Source organism: Shinella agrisoli, assembly GCF_046557955.1.
Classification (GTDB): Bacteria; Pseudomonadota; Alphaproteobacteria; order Rhizobiales; family Rhizobiaceae; genus Shinella.
Genome location: NZ_JBJIEP010000005.1, coordinates 82,116 through 95,748, shown reverse-complemented (window position 1 = coordinate 95,748; position 13,633 = coordinate 82,116). Strand labels below are relative to the sequence as shown.

The window sequence follows — 13,633 nt, the reverse complement described above, 5'->3', positions numbered from 1 at the left end:
GCATGGAAACCCGCGCCGAAGCTCGCAGCCTTCTCTGCTTTTCCCGAAACGAAAAATTCGCCGCGTCTTGCGTTTTGACGTTTACGCAAACGTCAAAGTTTTATAGTATCCTCGCCCAAGAAGCGGACTCCTGTCCGTGGCATAGGTGAGGAACGCGAGAAATGCCGATCTACAAGGCCCCCGTGAATGACACGCTTTTCATCCTGAACGACGTTCTGGCGCTCGAGCGGTACAACAACCTGCCGGGCTTTGCCGATGCGACGGGAGACATGGTGGAGGCGATTGCCGGCGAGGCCGCGAAGGTCGCCGAGGAAGTGCTCTTCCCCCTCAACCTTTCGGGCGACCAGGAAGGCTGCACCCGCCACGACGACGCGACGGTGACGACGCCGAAGGGCTTCAAGGAGGCCTACGACCTCTACCGCCAGGGCGGCTGGATCGGCCTTGCGGTTCCGGAGGAATTCGGCGGCCAGGGCCTTCCCTATGTGCTGCACACGGCCGTCGGCGAGTACATGTCGTCGGCCAACATGTCGCTGATGATGTATCCGGGCCTCACCCAGGGCGCGATCGCCGCGATCCTCGTGCACGGTTCCGACACGCAGAAGGCCGCCTATCTCCCCAAGATGGTGGAGGGCACCTGGACCGGCACGATGAACCTGACGGAGCCCCATTGCGGCACCGACCTCGGGCTCCTGCGCACCAAGGCGGTGCCGCAGGCCGACGGCTCCTATAAAATCTCCGGCCAGAAGATCTTCATCTCCGCCGGCGAGCACGACATGTCGGAGAACATCGTGCACCTGGTGCTCGCCCGCATCGAGGGCGCGCCGGAAGGCACCAAGGGCATCTCGCTCTTCATCGTGCCGAAATACCTGCTCAAGGACGACGGCACGCCGGGCGAGCGGAACGGCGTCTCCTGCGGCGCGATCGAGCACAAGATGGGCATCCACGGCAACGCGACCTGCGTCATGAACTACGACGAGGCGACCGGCTACCTGATCGGCACGGAGAACAAGGGCCTCAACGCCATGTTCGTCATGATGAACGAGGCCCGTCTCGGCGTCGGCCTGCAGGGCCTCTCCATCGCAGAGATCGCCTACCAGAATGCCGCCGCCTATGCCCGCGAGCGCCTGCAGGGCCGTTCGCTCTCCGGCCCCAAGAACCCGGACGGCAAGGCCGACCCGCTGATCGTCCATCCCGACATCCGCCGCACCCTGATGACCATCAAGGCCTGGACCGAGGGCGGGCGCGCCTTCACGCTCTGGACGGCGCTGAAATCCGACATCGCCCACCGCGCCGCCGACGAGAAGGAGCGCCAGGCCGCCGACGACATCCTCGGCCTGATGACGCCGATCCTCAAGGGCGTGCTCACCGACAAGGGCTTCGACCACGCCGTCATGGCCCAGCAGGTCTTCGGCGGCCACGGCTATATCGAAGAGCACGGCATGAGCCAGTATGTGCGCGACGCGCGCATCGCCATGATCTACGAAGGGGCGAACGGCATCCAAGCGCTCGACCTCGTCGGCCGCAAGCTCGGCATGAACGGCGGGCGCGCCGTCATGGCCCTCTTCAAGGAGATCGGCGATTTCTGCGAGGAGAACCGGAACGACGAGAAGCTCGCCTTCTTCACCAAGCACCTGAAGAAGGGCCTCAACGACCTCCAGGCCGCCACCATGTGGTTCATGCAGAACGCCATGGCCAAGCCCGACAATGCCGGCGCCGGCTCGACCGACTACATGCACCTCTTCGGCCTCGTCGTGATCGGCTATATGTGGGCCAAGATCGCCAAGGCCGCCGAGGAAGGCCTTGCGAATGGCGCAGGCACGCGCGAAGACTTCCTCAAGAACAAGCTGGTGACGGCACGGTTCTTCATGGAGCGGCTGATGCCCGAAACGGCGCTGCGCAAGGCCCGCATCGAGGCCGGCGCCGACACGATGATGGAACTGGCGGCCGAGGCGTTCTGACGCCCTGCCCCTCACCTGAGCCCCTCCACGCAAGCGGGGCGGGGAGTACAGTCGCAGGCCACACGGTCTCTTCCCGTTCACGGGAGGGCGCCGGCAGGCGGATGAGGGGCATCCGCCGCAGGCAACTGCAGGAATTCTAAGGCGCCACCGCGCCACCAGGGAGAAGAGAATGACCGACGTCTTCATCTACGATCATGTGCGCACCCCGCGCGGGCGCGGCAAGAAGGACGGCTCGCTGCACGAAGTGCCGTCCGTGCGCCTCGCAGCCAAGGTTCTCGAAGCCGTGCGCGACCGCAACGGCCTCGACACGGAGAAGGTCGACGACATCGTCATGGGCTGCGTCGATCCCGTCATGGATGCGGGCTCGGTGATCCCCAAGGCCGCCGCCTTCGAGGCCGGCTACTCGACGAAGGCACCGGGCGTGCAGCTTTCCCGCTTCTGCGCCTCCGGCCTCGACGCCGTCAACCTCGCCGCGGCGAAGATCGCCCAAGGGGCGGACGACATCGTGATCGCCGGCGGGGTCGAGTCGATGTCGCGCGTCGGCCTCGGCATGTCTGGCGGCGCCTGGTTCATGGACCCGTCGGTGAATTTCCCCGCCTATTTCATGCCGCAGGGCGTCTCGGCCGACCTCATCGCCACGAAATACGGCTTTTCCCGCGACGACGTCGACGCCTATGCCGTCGAGAGCCAGAAGCGCGCCGCCCATGCCTGGCAGAACGGCTACTTCAAGAACTCCGTCGTGCCGGTGAAGGACATCAACGGCCTCGTCATCCTCGACCGCGACGAGCACATGCGCCCCGGCACGGACATGCAGGCGCTGGCCCAGCTCCAGCCCTCCTTCCAGATGCCCGGCGAGATGGGCGGCTTCGAGGCCGTCGCCATTCAGGCGCACCCGGAAATCGAGGGCATCAATTACGTGCACCATGCCGGCAATTCCTCCGGCATCGTCGACGGCGCCGCCGCCGTGCTGCTCGGCTCGAAGGAAGGCGGCGCGATCCTCGGAAAGAAGGCGCGCGGGCGCATCAAGGCCTTCGCCAACATCGGCTCCGATCCGGCGCTGATGCTCACCGGCCCCGTCGACGTCACGGAAAAGCTGCTCGCCCGCGCCGGCATGCAGCTCTCCGACATCGACCTGTTCGAGCTCAACGAGGCTTTCGCCGCCGTCGTGCTGCGCTACATGCAGGCTTTCGACATCCCGCACGACAAGATCAACGTCAACGGCGGCGCGATCGCCATGGGCCATCCGCTCGGCGCGACCGGCGCGATGATCCTCGGCACCGTGCTGGACGAGCTGGAGCGCCGCGATTTGAACACCGCCCTCGTCACGCTCTGCATCGGCGCGGGCATGGGCACGGCGACGATCGTCGAACGGGTCTGAAGGGGACCGCGCGTGAAAGCCCCTCACCCCGCCTCCGCTGCGCTCGGCGCAGCCTCTCCCCGCAAGCGGGGCGAGGGGGAACGGCAAGGCCGCGGCATGTCCCTTCTCCCCGTTCACGGGGAGAAGGTGCCGGCAGGCGGATGAGGGGCGCCGCCCCGCCAGATAGATTTCAGGGAAGAGGAATCCCATCATGAGCTACAAGAATTTTTCCATCGAGACCGACGCCGACGGCATTGCGCTCGTCACCTGGGACATGCCCGACAAGTCGATGAACGTCTTCACCGTCGAGGTGATGGACGAGCTCGACAAAATCATCGACCAGGTCGTCGCCGACAGCGCCGTCAAGGGCGTCGTCATCACGTCCGGCAAGTCCTCCTTCTCCGGCGGCGCGGACCTTTCCATGATCAAGGCGAGCTTCGACCTTCTCAAGGAGGCCGAGGCGAAGGATCCGGCCACCGCCGTGCAAAAACTGTTCGAAGCGACCGGCCGCATGACCTGGCTGTTCCGCAAGCTCGAGACCTGCGGCAAGCCCTGGGTCTCGGCCATCAACGGCACCTGCATGGGCGGCGCCTTCGAGATGTCGCTCGCCTGCCACGGCCGCGTCGCCTCCAACGCCAAGTCCGTCAAGATTGCGCTTCCCGAGGTCAAGGTCGGCATCTTCCCCGGCGCCGGCGGCACCCAGCGCGTGCCGCGCCTTGCGAACGCCCAGGACGCGCTCCAGATGATGACCACCGGCTCCTCGCTGACGGCCGCGCGCGCCAAGGCGATGAATCTCGTCCACCAGGTGGTCGAGCCGGACCAGTTGATCCCGGCCGCCAAGCAGATGATCAAGGACGGCCTCAAGCCCGTGCAGCCCTGGGACGAGAAGGGCTTCAAGGTCCCCGGCGGCGGCATCTGGACACCCGCCTCCGCCCAGCTCTGGCCCGCCGCCCCGGCGATCCTGCGCCGCGAGACCGCCGGCAACTATCCGGGCGCGCTCGCCATCCTCAAATGCGTCTATGAAGGCCTGCAGGTGCCCTTCGAGACGGGCCTCAGGATCGAGCAGCGCTACTTCACCCATATCCTCCAGACGACCGAAGCCTTCTCGATGATCCGGTCGCTGTTCATCTCCATGCAGGAGCTCGGCAAGGGCGCGCGCCGCCCGGCCGGCGTGCCGAAATCGGAGCTGAAGAAGGTCGCCGTCGTCGGCGCCGGCTTCATGGGTGCTTCCATCGCCTATGTCACCGCCGCCGCCGGCATCCCGGTCGTGCTGATCGACCGCGACCAGGAGGCCGCCGACAAGGGCAAGGGCGTTTCCGAAGGCCTCGTCACCGGCGCGATCGGCAAGGGCCGCATGTCGAAGGAGGACGGCGAGAAGCTGCTCTCCCTCATCACGCCGACGCCGGATTACGCGAGCCTCGCCGACGCCGACCTCGTCATCGAGGCCGTCTTCGAGGACCGCACCGTCAAGAAGGAGGTCACCGAGAAGATCGAGGCCGTGCTGCGCGAGGACGCCATCTTCGCCTCCAACACCTCGACGCTGCCGATCACCGGCCTTGCCAAGAACTCCAAGCGCCCGGACCAGTTCATCGGCATCCACTTCTTCTCCCCGGTCGAGAAGATGATGCTGGTGGAGGTGATCCTCGGCAAGGAGACGGGCGACAGGGCGCTTGCCACCGCGCTCGATTACGTCGCCGCGATCAAGAAGACGCCGATCGTCGTCAACGACACGCGCGGCTTCTACGTCAACCGCTGCGTCTTCCGCTACATGGCCGAGGCCTATGACATGCTGATCGAGGGCGTGCCGGCGGCGATGATCGAGAATGCCGCCAAGATGGCCGGCATGCCGGTCGGGCCCCTATCGCTCAACGACGAGGTGGCCGTCGATCTCTCCTACAAGATCTTCAAGGCCTCCATCGCCGACCTCGGGCCGCAGTCGGTCGATCCGCGCCACATGGAGCTGGTGACCAAGCTGGTGGAGGGCGAAGGCCGCCTCGGCCGCAAGGCCGGCAAGGGCTTCTACGACTACCCGCCGAAGCCCGCCAAGAAGAAGCTGTGGCCGGGCCTGAAGGACCTCTACCCGCAGCAAAAGCCCGAGGACGTCGACGTCAAGGTGCTGAAGGAGCGCCTGCTCGTCACCATCGCGCTGGAAGCGGCCCGCACCATGGAAGAAGGCATCGTCACCGATCCGCGCGAGGCCGATGTCGGCTCCATCCTCGGCTTCGGCTTCGCGCCCTATACCGGCGGCACGCTCTCCTACATCGACGGCATGGGCGTGAAGACTTTCGTCGCCCTCTGCGAGAAGCTCGCCGCCAAATACGGCAGCCACTTCCAGCCGACGCCGCTGCTCAAGGACATGGCCGCCAAGGGCGAGACCTTCTACGGCCGTTTCGGCCCCGAGACCAAGAAGGCGGCCTGAGCCGCCTTCTTCCCCCGCCATGACGCGGGAACTGCCGCCCGGGCACGGATCGCTGAGGCCCTTGTCCCGGGCGGTTGGCTCTTCGTCGATGGCGGCGATCCGCTGCGGTCCATTCCCGCAAAGATAAATCCTCCAAAAAGGAAAATTCGGTTGGGAACGAAATCAGCGGATTTCCGTATTTTCCGGCATTCTCGCCAGCCGCTTCCAGAAAAATCTCTGCCAACCATTGCGTTTTTCAAAATAAACTTTATATAGAGCCTATCGAAAATTGCTTGCGACCTTTGTCTTCGAGCCTTCAGGCTCTGTCAGATTTCCTTTCAAGATCGATCAATAACGGACAAAATATCGTCCGATTACACTAACGATGGAAAGGTTATCGTTATGAATTCAGGTACCGTAAAGTGGTTCAACAGCACCAAGGGTTTCGGCTTCATCCAGCCTGACGACGGCGCGACCGACGTGTTCGTGCATATCTCGGCTGTCGAGCGTGCGGGCCTCGGCTCGCTCGCTGAAGGCCAGAAGATCAGCTACGAGATCGTCCGCGACCGCAAGTCCGGCAAGAGCTCGGCCGACAACCTTCGCGCCGCTTGAAGCAGATTGTCGTTCCTCCCCGCTGACCACGGATGTACTGGCAGCGGAGAGTTCGAATGACGGGAAGAGGTCGGGGTAACGCCCGGCCTTTTTGTTTCGATTGGGTCCATCCAGAAGAGTGCGGAGCGGCGCACGCATCGCGCAAGAAGCGTTGCGGACGCCCATGAAGGAGAAAGCCATGAGCCGGAAAACCTATGGCGTCGGCGACCATGTCGTCCTGAAGGCCGGCCTGTCCCGCACGGCGACGGGCGCGCGGGTGTGCCGGATCGCCGGCATCCTGCCCGCCGATCACGGCGAGGTCCAGTACCGCGTGCGGCTTGAAGGGGAGACCTTCGAGCGGCGCATCGTCCACAGCGACATCGACGCGGATGAAAGCGCTGCCCCCTTGCCACGCGAAACCGCGGTGGCGGCCACATCCGGCAAGGCAGGCCCCTGGCTGAAACCGTCGAGCATCCGCATCGGCAAGTAGCGAAATACCCCCCTGAATGCGGCACCGGCCGCGAACGAAAGGACATACCTTGCAGGTTCTCGTCAGAGACAACAATGTCGACCAGGCGCTTCGCGTCCTCAAGAAGAAGATGCAGCGCGAAGGCCTTTTCCGCGAGATGAAGGCCCGCAGCGCCTACGAGAAGCCGTCGGAAAAGCGGACCCGCGAAAAAGCCGAGGCCGTCCGCCGCCAGCGCAAGCTCGCCCGCAAGAAGATGCAGCGCGAGGGCCTGCTTCCCGCCCCCAAGAAAGCGCTCCGGACCCGCTGAGGCACTTCCGGCTTTGCATCTGCAAAGGCTTGGAATACCGTTGCGCACCGCGCCAGGAAAGGAGAGGTCATGACCGCGACCAAGGAACAATTCTTCAAGCCCGCCAAGCTTTCCGCCCGTGACAAGGCGGCGGCGACGGACGAGACCGCGCGCGGAATCATCGCGCTGGAAGCGACCGCGCGGGAGAAGAAGACCGCGCGCCTGCGCGAGATGCGCTTGCAGCAGCAGGCGGAAGACCCCGCCCCGCCAGCCCAGAAAAAGAGCCGCAAGCGCGCCCCGACCCCGAAGAAGGCATAGGCCCTTCGCCGCAAGGCCGCTTTCAACGCGCCTGTTCCGTCGGGAACAGCGTCGGGAAGGGGGATGTGCGACCTTCTGATCACCGGATGAGAGAGGCTCATCCCCAGCCGATCAGGAGAGACCCATGCGCAAGATCATCGTTTCCGCCGCCATCGCAGCCATCGCCGCCGTTTCCTTCGCCGCCCCCTCGCAGGCCGGCTACTACAGCTACGGCTACAAGCCGCACTGCTTCGTCAAGAAGGTGAAGTCCTACGACTACTACGGCAACGTGATCATCAAGAAGATCAAGGTCTGCAAGTAACGCAGCCGCCAATCTCCCGAAGCCCCGGATGTCCCCGCATCCGGGGTTTTTGCCGTGATGATGGGTTTCGGCCCGTCCCGGGATGCAAAGGCCTCGCTATACCGGCCGCGAGGCTTCCGTCGTGCGCACCAGCAGTTCGGCGCGCGTGCCGACGGCGCGGGCGACATAGTCGAGCCTGGCGCCGAGGCTGCCGGCCATGGCGCCGATGATCTTCGAGCCGAGGCCGGTGCCACGCACGGGGCCTTCGCCGCGCCAGCCGATACCGTCGTCCTCGACGAAGAGCAGGGCATTTTCCGCATCCAGCCGGGTGAAGCCGACGCGCACCTCGCCGCCAGCCTCCCCATAGGCATACTTGAAGGCGTTGGTGACGAGTTCCGTGACGATGACGCCGAGCGAGACGGCCCGGTCGGTCGGCACGTGCAGCGGCTCGAGCGTGCGGTTGAGGCGCACGTTGCGGCCCTGGCCCTGCATCGAGGCATCGAGCTCGGAGAGCAGCGTCGAGAGATAGGCGCCCATGTCGACATGGCGCACGTCCTCGGACGTATAGAGGCGCCGGTGGATGCCGGCGATGGCGGTGATGCGCGCCTGCGTTTCGGAGAGCGCCTCCCTGACCGCCTCGTCGGTCGCGCTCGACATCTGCAGGCGGATGAGCGCGGCGGCGAGCGCCAGCGAATTGCCGACGCGGTGGTTCACCTCGGCGAGCAGCACCTCGGCCCGCTCCTTGGCGGCGCGGATCTCCTGCTCGGCCCTGAGCTTGGCGCGCTTCAGCGCGGCGTTCTCCAGCGCCTGGCCGAGCGCATTGGCAAGCAGCGGCATGAAATCGTCGCCGACCGACTTGATGACATAGTCCGCCGCCCCCGCCTTCAGCGCCTCGACGGCGACCTGGGCGTCGTTCGAGCCCGTCACGTAGACCACCGGGACGGCGCCCGGCGCATCGATGAGCTCCTTCAGGAAGGCGAGCCCCGTGCCGGATTGCAGGAAGTGGTCGAGCACGACGGCATCGATGCCGCCCCCGGCAAGCAGCGCGCGGCCGCGCTCCACGTCTTCCGCATGCAGCACCTCGTAGCCGAGACGGCCGAGCGCGCGCTGGGTGAGCCGCGCGAGGATCGGATCGTCGTCGATGTAGAGGATGCGGACGGGGCCTTCCTTCATTTACGGGGTCTCGGGAATCTGGATCACGGAGAAGAACAGGCCGAGCTGGCGGATCGCATGGGCGAAACTCTCGTATTCGACCGGCTTGGTGATGTAGACGTTGGCGCCGAGATCGTAGCAGCGCTGGATTTCCCGCTCGTCGTCCGTTGTCGTCAGGATGACGACCGGCAGGCGCTTGGTGTGGGAATTGGACTTGATCCTCTGCAGGATGTCGATGCCCGACATGTCCGGCAGGTTGAGGTCGAGCAGGATCAGGAGGAACTTTCCGGCGCTGGCGAGGCCGGACCGGTCCTTGCCGAGCACGAAGTCGAGCGCGTCCGTGCCGTTGGTGAAGGGCACGATCTCGTTGTGTACGCCGGCGCGGCGGATGTTCTTCTCGATGAGGCGCGCATGGCCCTCGTCGTCCTCGACCATGACGATGGTGACTTCCTTACCCAGTCCGTTCATGCCTGCATACTCCTGACTACTTTGCTGAGGTCGGGCGGCAGACGAAGCACGAAGGTCGTCCCCTGCCCGAGTTCCGATCGGACGACGATATCACCGCCGAGATTGCGCATCAGTGAACGCACATGCGCAAGGCCGATGCCTTCGCCGGGTTTGTCCTGCGTGCCCGAACGGCGGAAGAGCTCGAAGATGCGTTCGTGGTCTTCCGCCGCGATGCCGCGGCCGTTGTCGGCAAATTCGACGACGACGCCGTTCCGGCCGGCATTGCGGGCGCTGACGGAGATGCGCAGCGGCCGCTCGGGCGAGCGGTACTTGATCGCATTGTCGAACAGGTTGCCGAAGACCTGCTCCAGCGACAGCCGGTCGGATATGACGGTCGGCAGGGCGTCGTCGATGGCGATCTCACCGTCGGATTCGCTGACCTGGTGGGTGACCGCCGCGGCGCCGGCCTCGGCCAGCGCCTTGAGGTTCACGCGCTCGATCTTCAGCTCCCGCCGCCCGTCGCGCGAGATTTTCAGGATGGCGTTGATGAGCCCGTCCATCTTCTTGGTGGAGGAGCGGATGAAGCCGATCGCCTCCGGCAGGTCCTCGGCCGCCGCGCGGCGGGCTTCGAGGACATCGTCCTCGCTCGGCACCTTGCCGTCGGCGAGCACATAGGCCTGGATGGCGGAGAGCGAGGCTTGCAGCTCGCTGGTGAAGCCCATGATATTGACGAGCGGCGCGCGCAGGTCGTGCGTGACGATATAGGCGAAGCGCTGGACCTCCTGGTTGGCACGGATCAGTTCTTCCGTCCGCTCGTCCACCCGCTGTTCCAGCGTGGTGTTCAGGGTCTCCACCTCGCGGCGCGCAGTAATGATGTCGCGAGTATATTTGGCAACGACGGCGGCCGCGCCGGCAAGCACGCCGACGATGGCGATCGCTCCGATCACCGTCGTCCATTGCAGCGCGCCGGCGGACCAGAGCGTATCGGCGATGCCCTCCTGCAGCTGCCGGTCCGTATCGTCCATGATGGCGCCGAGCTCGGCGCGAAGCTGCTCCATGATCACGCGGCCGCGGTCGGTCTTGACCTGCGCGATGGCATCCGCCTGGCGTCCCTCCTCCACGGCCTCGACGGTCTCGGCAAGCTCGGCGAGCTTCTCCTTGACCAGCCGGTCGACCACCTCGGCCCGGGCGGCATACCGGGGCACGGCCGTCGCCTTCTCGATGAACGCCCTTCGCTGCTCGGCCACGGCCCGCAAGGCATCGTCATAGGGTGCCCGGAAGGCGGCATCGCCGGTGATGACGAAGCCGCGCTGGCCCGTTTCCGCGTCCTTCAGGGTGGACAAGAGGTCGGAGGACGCACGACGCGCCTCGCGCACCTCCACGAAGCCGGAGAAATAGGTCTCTACCTTGCCGGCAAGCCAGAGCGAGGTGCCGACGATGCCGAGCAACGCGATCATGCCTGCGATCAGCAGGATGAGGGTCGAGCGCACGAATGCGGCATTCGATATCGGCATTCCATTCCCCGGTTAGAGCCGTCCACAGGACGGCGACAATATCGTTATGGTATCCGCTTGCAACCGATCAGAACGGCCTAAAAGGGAATTCTTTTGGTTGTTTCGCCACTTAACTCACAGCCGGATGCGCAAGCGCCCCGCGAAGCGTTCGTTGGCGATGATGATCATGCCTGCGGAAAAGATCAGCGCTGCACCGACGAACACGTTCGAACCGGGAATATCGCTCCAGATGAGGTAGCCGAGCGCGAAGGCCCAGACAAGCGAGGTATATTCGAAAGGCGCGAGCACGGAAACCGGCGCACGGCGCATGCCTTCGAACATCGCGAACTGGCCGATGCCGGCGAGCACGCCCGTGCCCGACATCAGGAGAAGGTCGACGACCGACACCGGCTGCCAGACGAAGGGCATGACGAGCGCCGTGAGCAGGAGAAAGAAGCCGCTCGAAATGGTCATCTGCACCTGCGTGCGTTCGTGCAGGGCCGTCTTGCGCAGCAGCACCGTCGCGATCGCCCAGAAAACGGCGGCCTGCAGGGCGAGACAGACGGGCAGCGACAGCGTGAGTCCCTTCGCCGCGATCCCGCAGGCGACGACCACGCCGATGAAGCCGACGGCGACGGCAAGCCAGCGGTAGCCCGGCACCTTCTCGCCGAGGATCGGCACGGAGAGGACCGTCATGACGATGGGAGAGGCATAATAGAGCGTTGTCAGTTCGGCGAGGCCGAGGTCGCGCGCCGCCGTGTAGTAGGAAAGCCAGGCGGCGAGAAGCAGGAGGTTGCGCAGGAAGAGCGGCTTCAGCACCGGCGAATGGCGGGCGGCCCGCATGATCGGACGTCCGCCGAAGGCGAGACAAAGCGCGAAGATCGTCACGCTGCGCACGAACAGGATCTGCCAGACCGGCAGGGCCACGACGAGCCATTTGACCGACGCATCCTGCAAGGAGAACAGGAAATAGGCGAAGGACGTCAGCAGAATGCCGGAAGAGACGGTCTTTTGCACGGAAGGAACCTCGAAACGCGGGCAGGGCCGCGCCTTTCCTTGATAGCGCGCCGCAGGTCCCGGCGAAAGTGGCTGAAAATCACGGGGGCAGGAAACTTTTCCTGCCCGCCGTGCTGCCAACCGCGAAATGTCCGCCCGCGTACAAGTTTGGGCGTGCAAGCAGGCCGGGACGGGTATATGCGCGGGCCATGGACTCCAAACGACTCGGCTACGTCTTCACCCTGCTTGCGATCCTGATCTTCAGCCTGCAGGACGCCATCTCGAAACATCTCGGCAGCGCCTATCCGCCTGTCTTCATCGCCATGCTGCGCTTCTGGGCCTTCGGCGCCTTCGCGATGGTGCTGGGCGCGCGCAGTCCGGGCGGGCTGAGGGCAGCGGCGGCGACGAAGCGGCCGATCCTGCAGGTCCTGCGCGGCACCCTCCTCGCCTTCCAGATCGTCGTCACCATCACCGCCTTCACCACGGTGGGCCTTGCCCACTCCCAGGCGATCCTCGCCTCGGGACCGATCTTCGTGGCGCTGCTGTCCATGCCGCTGCTCGGCGAGCGGGTCGGCTGGCGGCGCTGGACGGCGATCGGCGTCGGCCTCTGCGGCGTGCTGATCATCCTCAATCCCGTTGGCGGCTCGTTCGACGCGAGCGTCCTGCTGCCGCTCGCCGCCGCGCTGATGTTTGCGGTCTACGTCATCGTGACGCGCCTCGTCAGCCGCGACGATGCGGCCTCGACCAGCTTCTTCTACATCGGCGTCGCCGGGGCGGCCGCGATCTCGCTCGTCGGCCCGTTCTTCTGGACCAATCTTTTGCCCGTCGACTGGCTCTGGATGGGCCTGCTCTGCATCACCGGCATGTCGAGCCACTATTTCCTGATCCGCGCCTACGACCTGCTCGATGCGGCGGCCGTGCAGCCGCTCACCTATCTCCAGGTCGTGCTGGCGGCGATCATCGGCATCACCGTCTTCGGCGAGACGCTGAACCTCAACACGGTCGCAGGCTCCGCGATCGTCGTCGGCGCCGGCATCTTCACCATCTGGCGCGAAAGCGTCGTGACCCGCCGGCGGGCGCGGGAAAATAGCGGCAGGAACGATACAGGAATATAATCCTTTTTCCTTTACTCGGGAAACGTCCTTCGGTATGCTTCCGGTCAATCGGACCGGCATCGGCCGGCCGCCGCCTTGGCAGGGTTTCGCAGCATGTTTTCCCACGACCGGATCTGGGCGGCGATCGACGCCCTCGCCGAGCGCCACCGCCTCTCCCCGTCCGGCCTTGCCCGCCGCGCCGGCCTCGACCCGACATCCTTCAACAAGTCGAAGCGGCAGGGGCCGGACGGTCGCCAGCGCTGGCCCTCGACGGAATCGATCGCCAAGGTGCTCGACGCGACGGGCGCGTCCATCGACGAGTTCTTCATGCTGTCCGACCCCGCGCGCGACGCCGCCCTGCCGCAGGGCGCCTTTCCGCCGCAGGCGGGCACCATTCCCCTGCTCGGCTTCGCCCAGGCCGGCGCCGGCGGCTTTTTCGACGACGGCGGCTTTCCGGCCGGCCAGGGCTGGGACGTCGTCGAATTTCCTGCCTCGCCGGACCGCAAGGCCGGCGTCTATGCGCTGGAGGTGCAGGGCGACAGCATGCTGCCGCTCTACCGCGACGGCGACGTGCTGATCGTCGAACCGGGCGCGCAGGTGCGCCGCGGCGACCGGGTCGTCGTCAAGACCCGCGAGGGCGAGGTCATGGCCAAGGTGCTGCACCGCCAGAGCCCCCGTACGATCGAGCTCGTCTCGATCAATCCGGAACATCCCAACCGCAATTTCGACATGGCCGAAATCGACTGGATCGCCCGCATCATCTGGGCAAGCCAGTAAGTAAGAGATTACTTATA

At 65.4% G+C, this 13,633-nt stretch carries 14 protein-coding genes; 10 read left to right on the top strand and 4 right to left on the bottom strand.

What is annotated here, in order from left to right; translation table 11 throughout:
* Window positions 1–161 precede the first annotated feature (161 nt).
* The 8 genes from ACIIOY_RS06120 (at window position 162) to ACIIOY_RS06085 (ending at window position 7,678) form a co-directional block, all read left to right on the top strand.
* Window positions 162–1,958 carry an acyl-CoA dehydrogenase C-terminal domain-containing protein gene (locus tag ACIIOY_RS06120; RefSeq protein WP_411033747.1) on the top strand — a complete coding sequence of 599 codons (1,797 nt, stop codon included), beginning with the start codon at window positions 162–164 and terminating at the stop codon, window positions 1,956–1,958.
* Between the two features lie 169 nt (window positions 1,959–2,127).
* On the top strand, window positions 2,128–3,336 hold the full coding sequence (locus tag ACIIOY_RS06115) for an acetyl-CoA C-acetyltransferase (RefSeq protein WP_411033746.1): 1,209 nt from the start codon (window positions 2,128–2,130) through the stop codon (window positions 3,334–3,336).
* A 187-nt stretch (window positions 3,337–3,523) separates the two neighbouring features.
* Complete coding sequence (locus tag ACIIOY_RS06110; protein WP_411033983.1) at window positions 3,524–5,734, top strand: FAD-dependent oxidoreductase; 2,211 nt, start codon at window positions 3,524–3,526, stop codon at window positions 5,732–5,734.
* A 381-nt stretch (window positions 5,735–6,115) separates the two neighbouring features.
* Window positions 6,116–6,325 (top strand): cold-shock protein, encoded by a 210-nt coding sequence (locus ACIIOY_RS06105; protein WP_411033745.1) that lies wholly within the window; start codon window positions 6,116–6,118, stop codon window positions 6,323–6,325.
* A gap of 178 nt (window positions 6,326–6,503) precedes the next feature.
* Window positions 6,504–6,794, top strand: coding sequence for a cold-shock protein (locus ACIIOY_RS06100; RefSeq protein ID WP_411033744.1), 291 nt, complete (start codon window positions 6,504–6,506; stop codon window positions 6,792–6,794).
* A 49-nt stretch (window positions 6,795–6,843) separates the two neighbouring features.
* Window positions 6,844–7,080, top strand: a complete 237-nt coding sequence (rpsU, locus tag ACIIOY_RS06095; protein ID WP_411033743.1) for a 30S ribosomal protein S21 — start codon at window positions 6,844–6,846, stop codon at window positions 7,078–7,080.
* Window positions 7,081–7,149: 69 nt separating this feature from the next.
* The gene (locus tag ACIIOY_RS06090; protein ID WP_411033742.1) at window positions 7,150–7,377 is read left to right on the top strand and encodes a hypothetical protein; all 228 of its coding nucleotides are present in this window, start codon (window positions 7,150–7,152) and stop codon (window positions 7,375–7,377) included.
* A 124-nt stretch (window positions 7,378–7,501) separates the two neighbouring features.
* Entirely contained in the window at window positions 7,502–7,678 is a 177-nt protein-coding gene (locus ACIIOY_RS06085) for a hypothetical protein (protein ID WP_411033741.1), read from the top strand.
* Window positions 7,679–7,774: 96 nt separating this feature from the next.
* Here the strand turns inward: ACIIOY_RS06085 and ACIIOY_RS06080 are convergent, their stop codons facing one another.
* The 4 genes from ACIIOY_RS06080 to ACIIOY_RS06065 all read right to left on the bottom strand — a co-directional run bounded on the left by ACIIOY_RS06080 (window position 7,775) and on the right by ACIIOY_RS06065 (window position 11,766).
* A complete protein-coding gene (locus ACIIOY_RS06080) occupies window positions 7,775–8,830 on the bottom strand; it encodes a sensor histidine kinase (protein WP_411033740.1) in 1,056 nt (351 codons plus the stop codon).
* Window positions 8,831–9,277 (bottom strand): response regulator, encoded by a 447-nt coding sequence (locus ACIIOY_RS06075; protein WP_411033739.1) that lies wholly within the window; start codon window positions 9,275–9,277, stop codon window positions 8,831–8,833.
* Window positions 9,274–10,770, bottom strand: a complete 1,497-nt coding sequence (locus ACIIOY_RS06070) for a sensor histidine kinase (RefSeq protein ID WP_411033738.1) — start codon at window positions 10,768–10,770, stop codon at window positions 9,274–9,276. The genes ACIIOY_RS06075 and ACIIOY_RS06070 overlap by 4 nt, the downstream gene beginning before the upstream one ends.
* Window positions 10,771–10,884: 114 nt before the next feature.
* Window positions 10,885–11,766: a DMT family transporter gene (locus ACIIOY_RS06065; protein WP_411033737.1), complete on the bottom strand. Its 882-nt coding sequence runs from the start codon at window positions 11,764–11,766 to the stop codon at window positions 10,885–10,887.
* 188 nt (window positions 11,767–11,954) lie between these two features.
* Between ACIIOY_RS06065 and ACIIOY_RS06060 the strand changes: the two genes are divergently transcribed.
* Together ACIIOY_RS06060 and ACIIOY_RS06055 are read left to right on the top strand one after the other, a co-directional pair.
* The gene (locus ACIIOY_RS06060; protein WP_411033736.1) at window positions 11,955–12,860 is read left to right on the top strand and encodes a DMT family transporter; all 906 of its coding nucleotides are present in this window, start codon (window positions 11,955–11,957) and stop codon (window positions 12,858–12,860) included.
* 93 nt (window positions 12,861–12,953) lie between these two features.
* Entirely contained in the window at window positions 12,954–13,616 is a 663-nt protein-coding gene (locus tag ACIIOY_RS06055) for a S24 family peptidase (RefSeq protein WP_411033735.1), read from the top strand.
* Window positions 13,617–13,633 lie beyond the last annotated feature (17 nt).

What these genes read in the sequence shown, in the direction of transcription:
- ACIIOY_RS06075 (WP_411033739.1), bottom strand. Translation starts at nt 9,277, where the DNA reads ATGAACGGACTGGGTAAGGAAGTCACCATCGTCATGGTCGAGGACGAC.
- ACIIOY_RS06115 (WP_411033746.1), top strand. Translation starts at nt 2,128, where the DNA reads ATGACCGACGTCTTCATCTACGATCATGTGCGCACCCCGCGCGGGCGC.
- ACIIOY_RS06055 (WP_411033735.1), top strand. Translation starts at nt 12,954, where the DNA reads ATGTTTTCCCACGACCGGATCTGGGCGGCGATCGACGCCCTCGCCGAG.
- ACIIOY_RS06060 (WP_411033736.1), top strand. Translation starts at nt 11,955, where the DNA reads ATGGACTCCAAACGACTCGGCTACGTCTTCACCCTGCTTGCGATCCTG.
- ACIIOY_RS06080 (WP_411033740.1), bottom strand. Translation starts at nt 8,830, where the DNA reads ATGAAGGAAGGCCCCGTCCGCATCCTCTACATCGACGACGATCCGATC.
- ACIIOY_RS06100 (WP_411033744.1), top strand. Translation starts at nt 6,504, where the DNA reads ATGAGCCGGAAAACCTATGGCGTCGGCGACCATGTCGTCCTGAAGGCC.
- ACIIOY_RS06120 (WP_411033747.1), top strand. Translation starts at nt 162, where the DNA reads ATGCCGATCTACAAGGCCCCCGTGAATGACACGCTTTTCATCCTGAAC.
- ACIIOY_RS06090 (WP_411033742.1), top strand. Translation starts at nt 7,150, where the DNA reads ATGACCGCGACCAAGGAACAATTCTTCAAGCCCGCCAAGCTTTCCGCC.
- ACIIOY_RS06070 (WP_411033738.1), bottom strand. Translation starts at nt 10,770, where the DNA reads ATGCCGATATCGAATGCCGCATTCGTGCGCTCGACCCTCATCCTGCTG.
- ACIIOY_RS06105 (WP_411033745.1), top strand. Translation starts at nt 6,116, where the DNA reads ATGAATTCAGGTACCGTAAAGTGGTTCAACAGCACCAAGGGTTTCGGC.
- ACIIOY_RS06085 (WP_411033741.1), top strand. Translation starts at nt 7,502, where the DNA reads ATGCGCAAGATCATCGTTTCCGCCGCCATCGCAGCCATCGCCGCCGTT.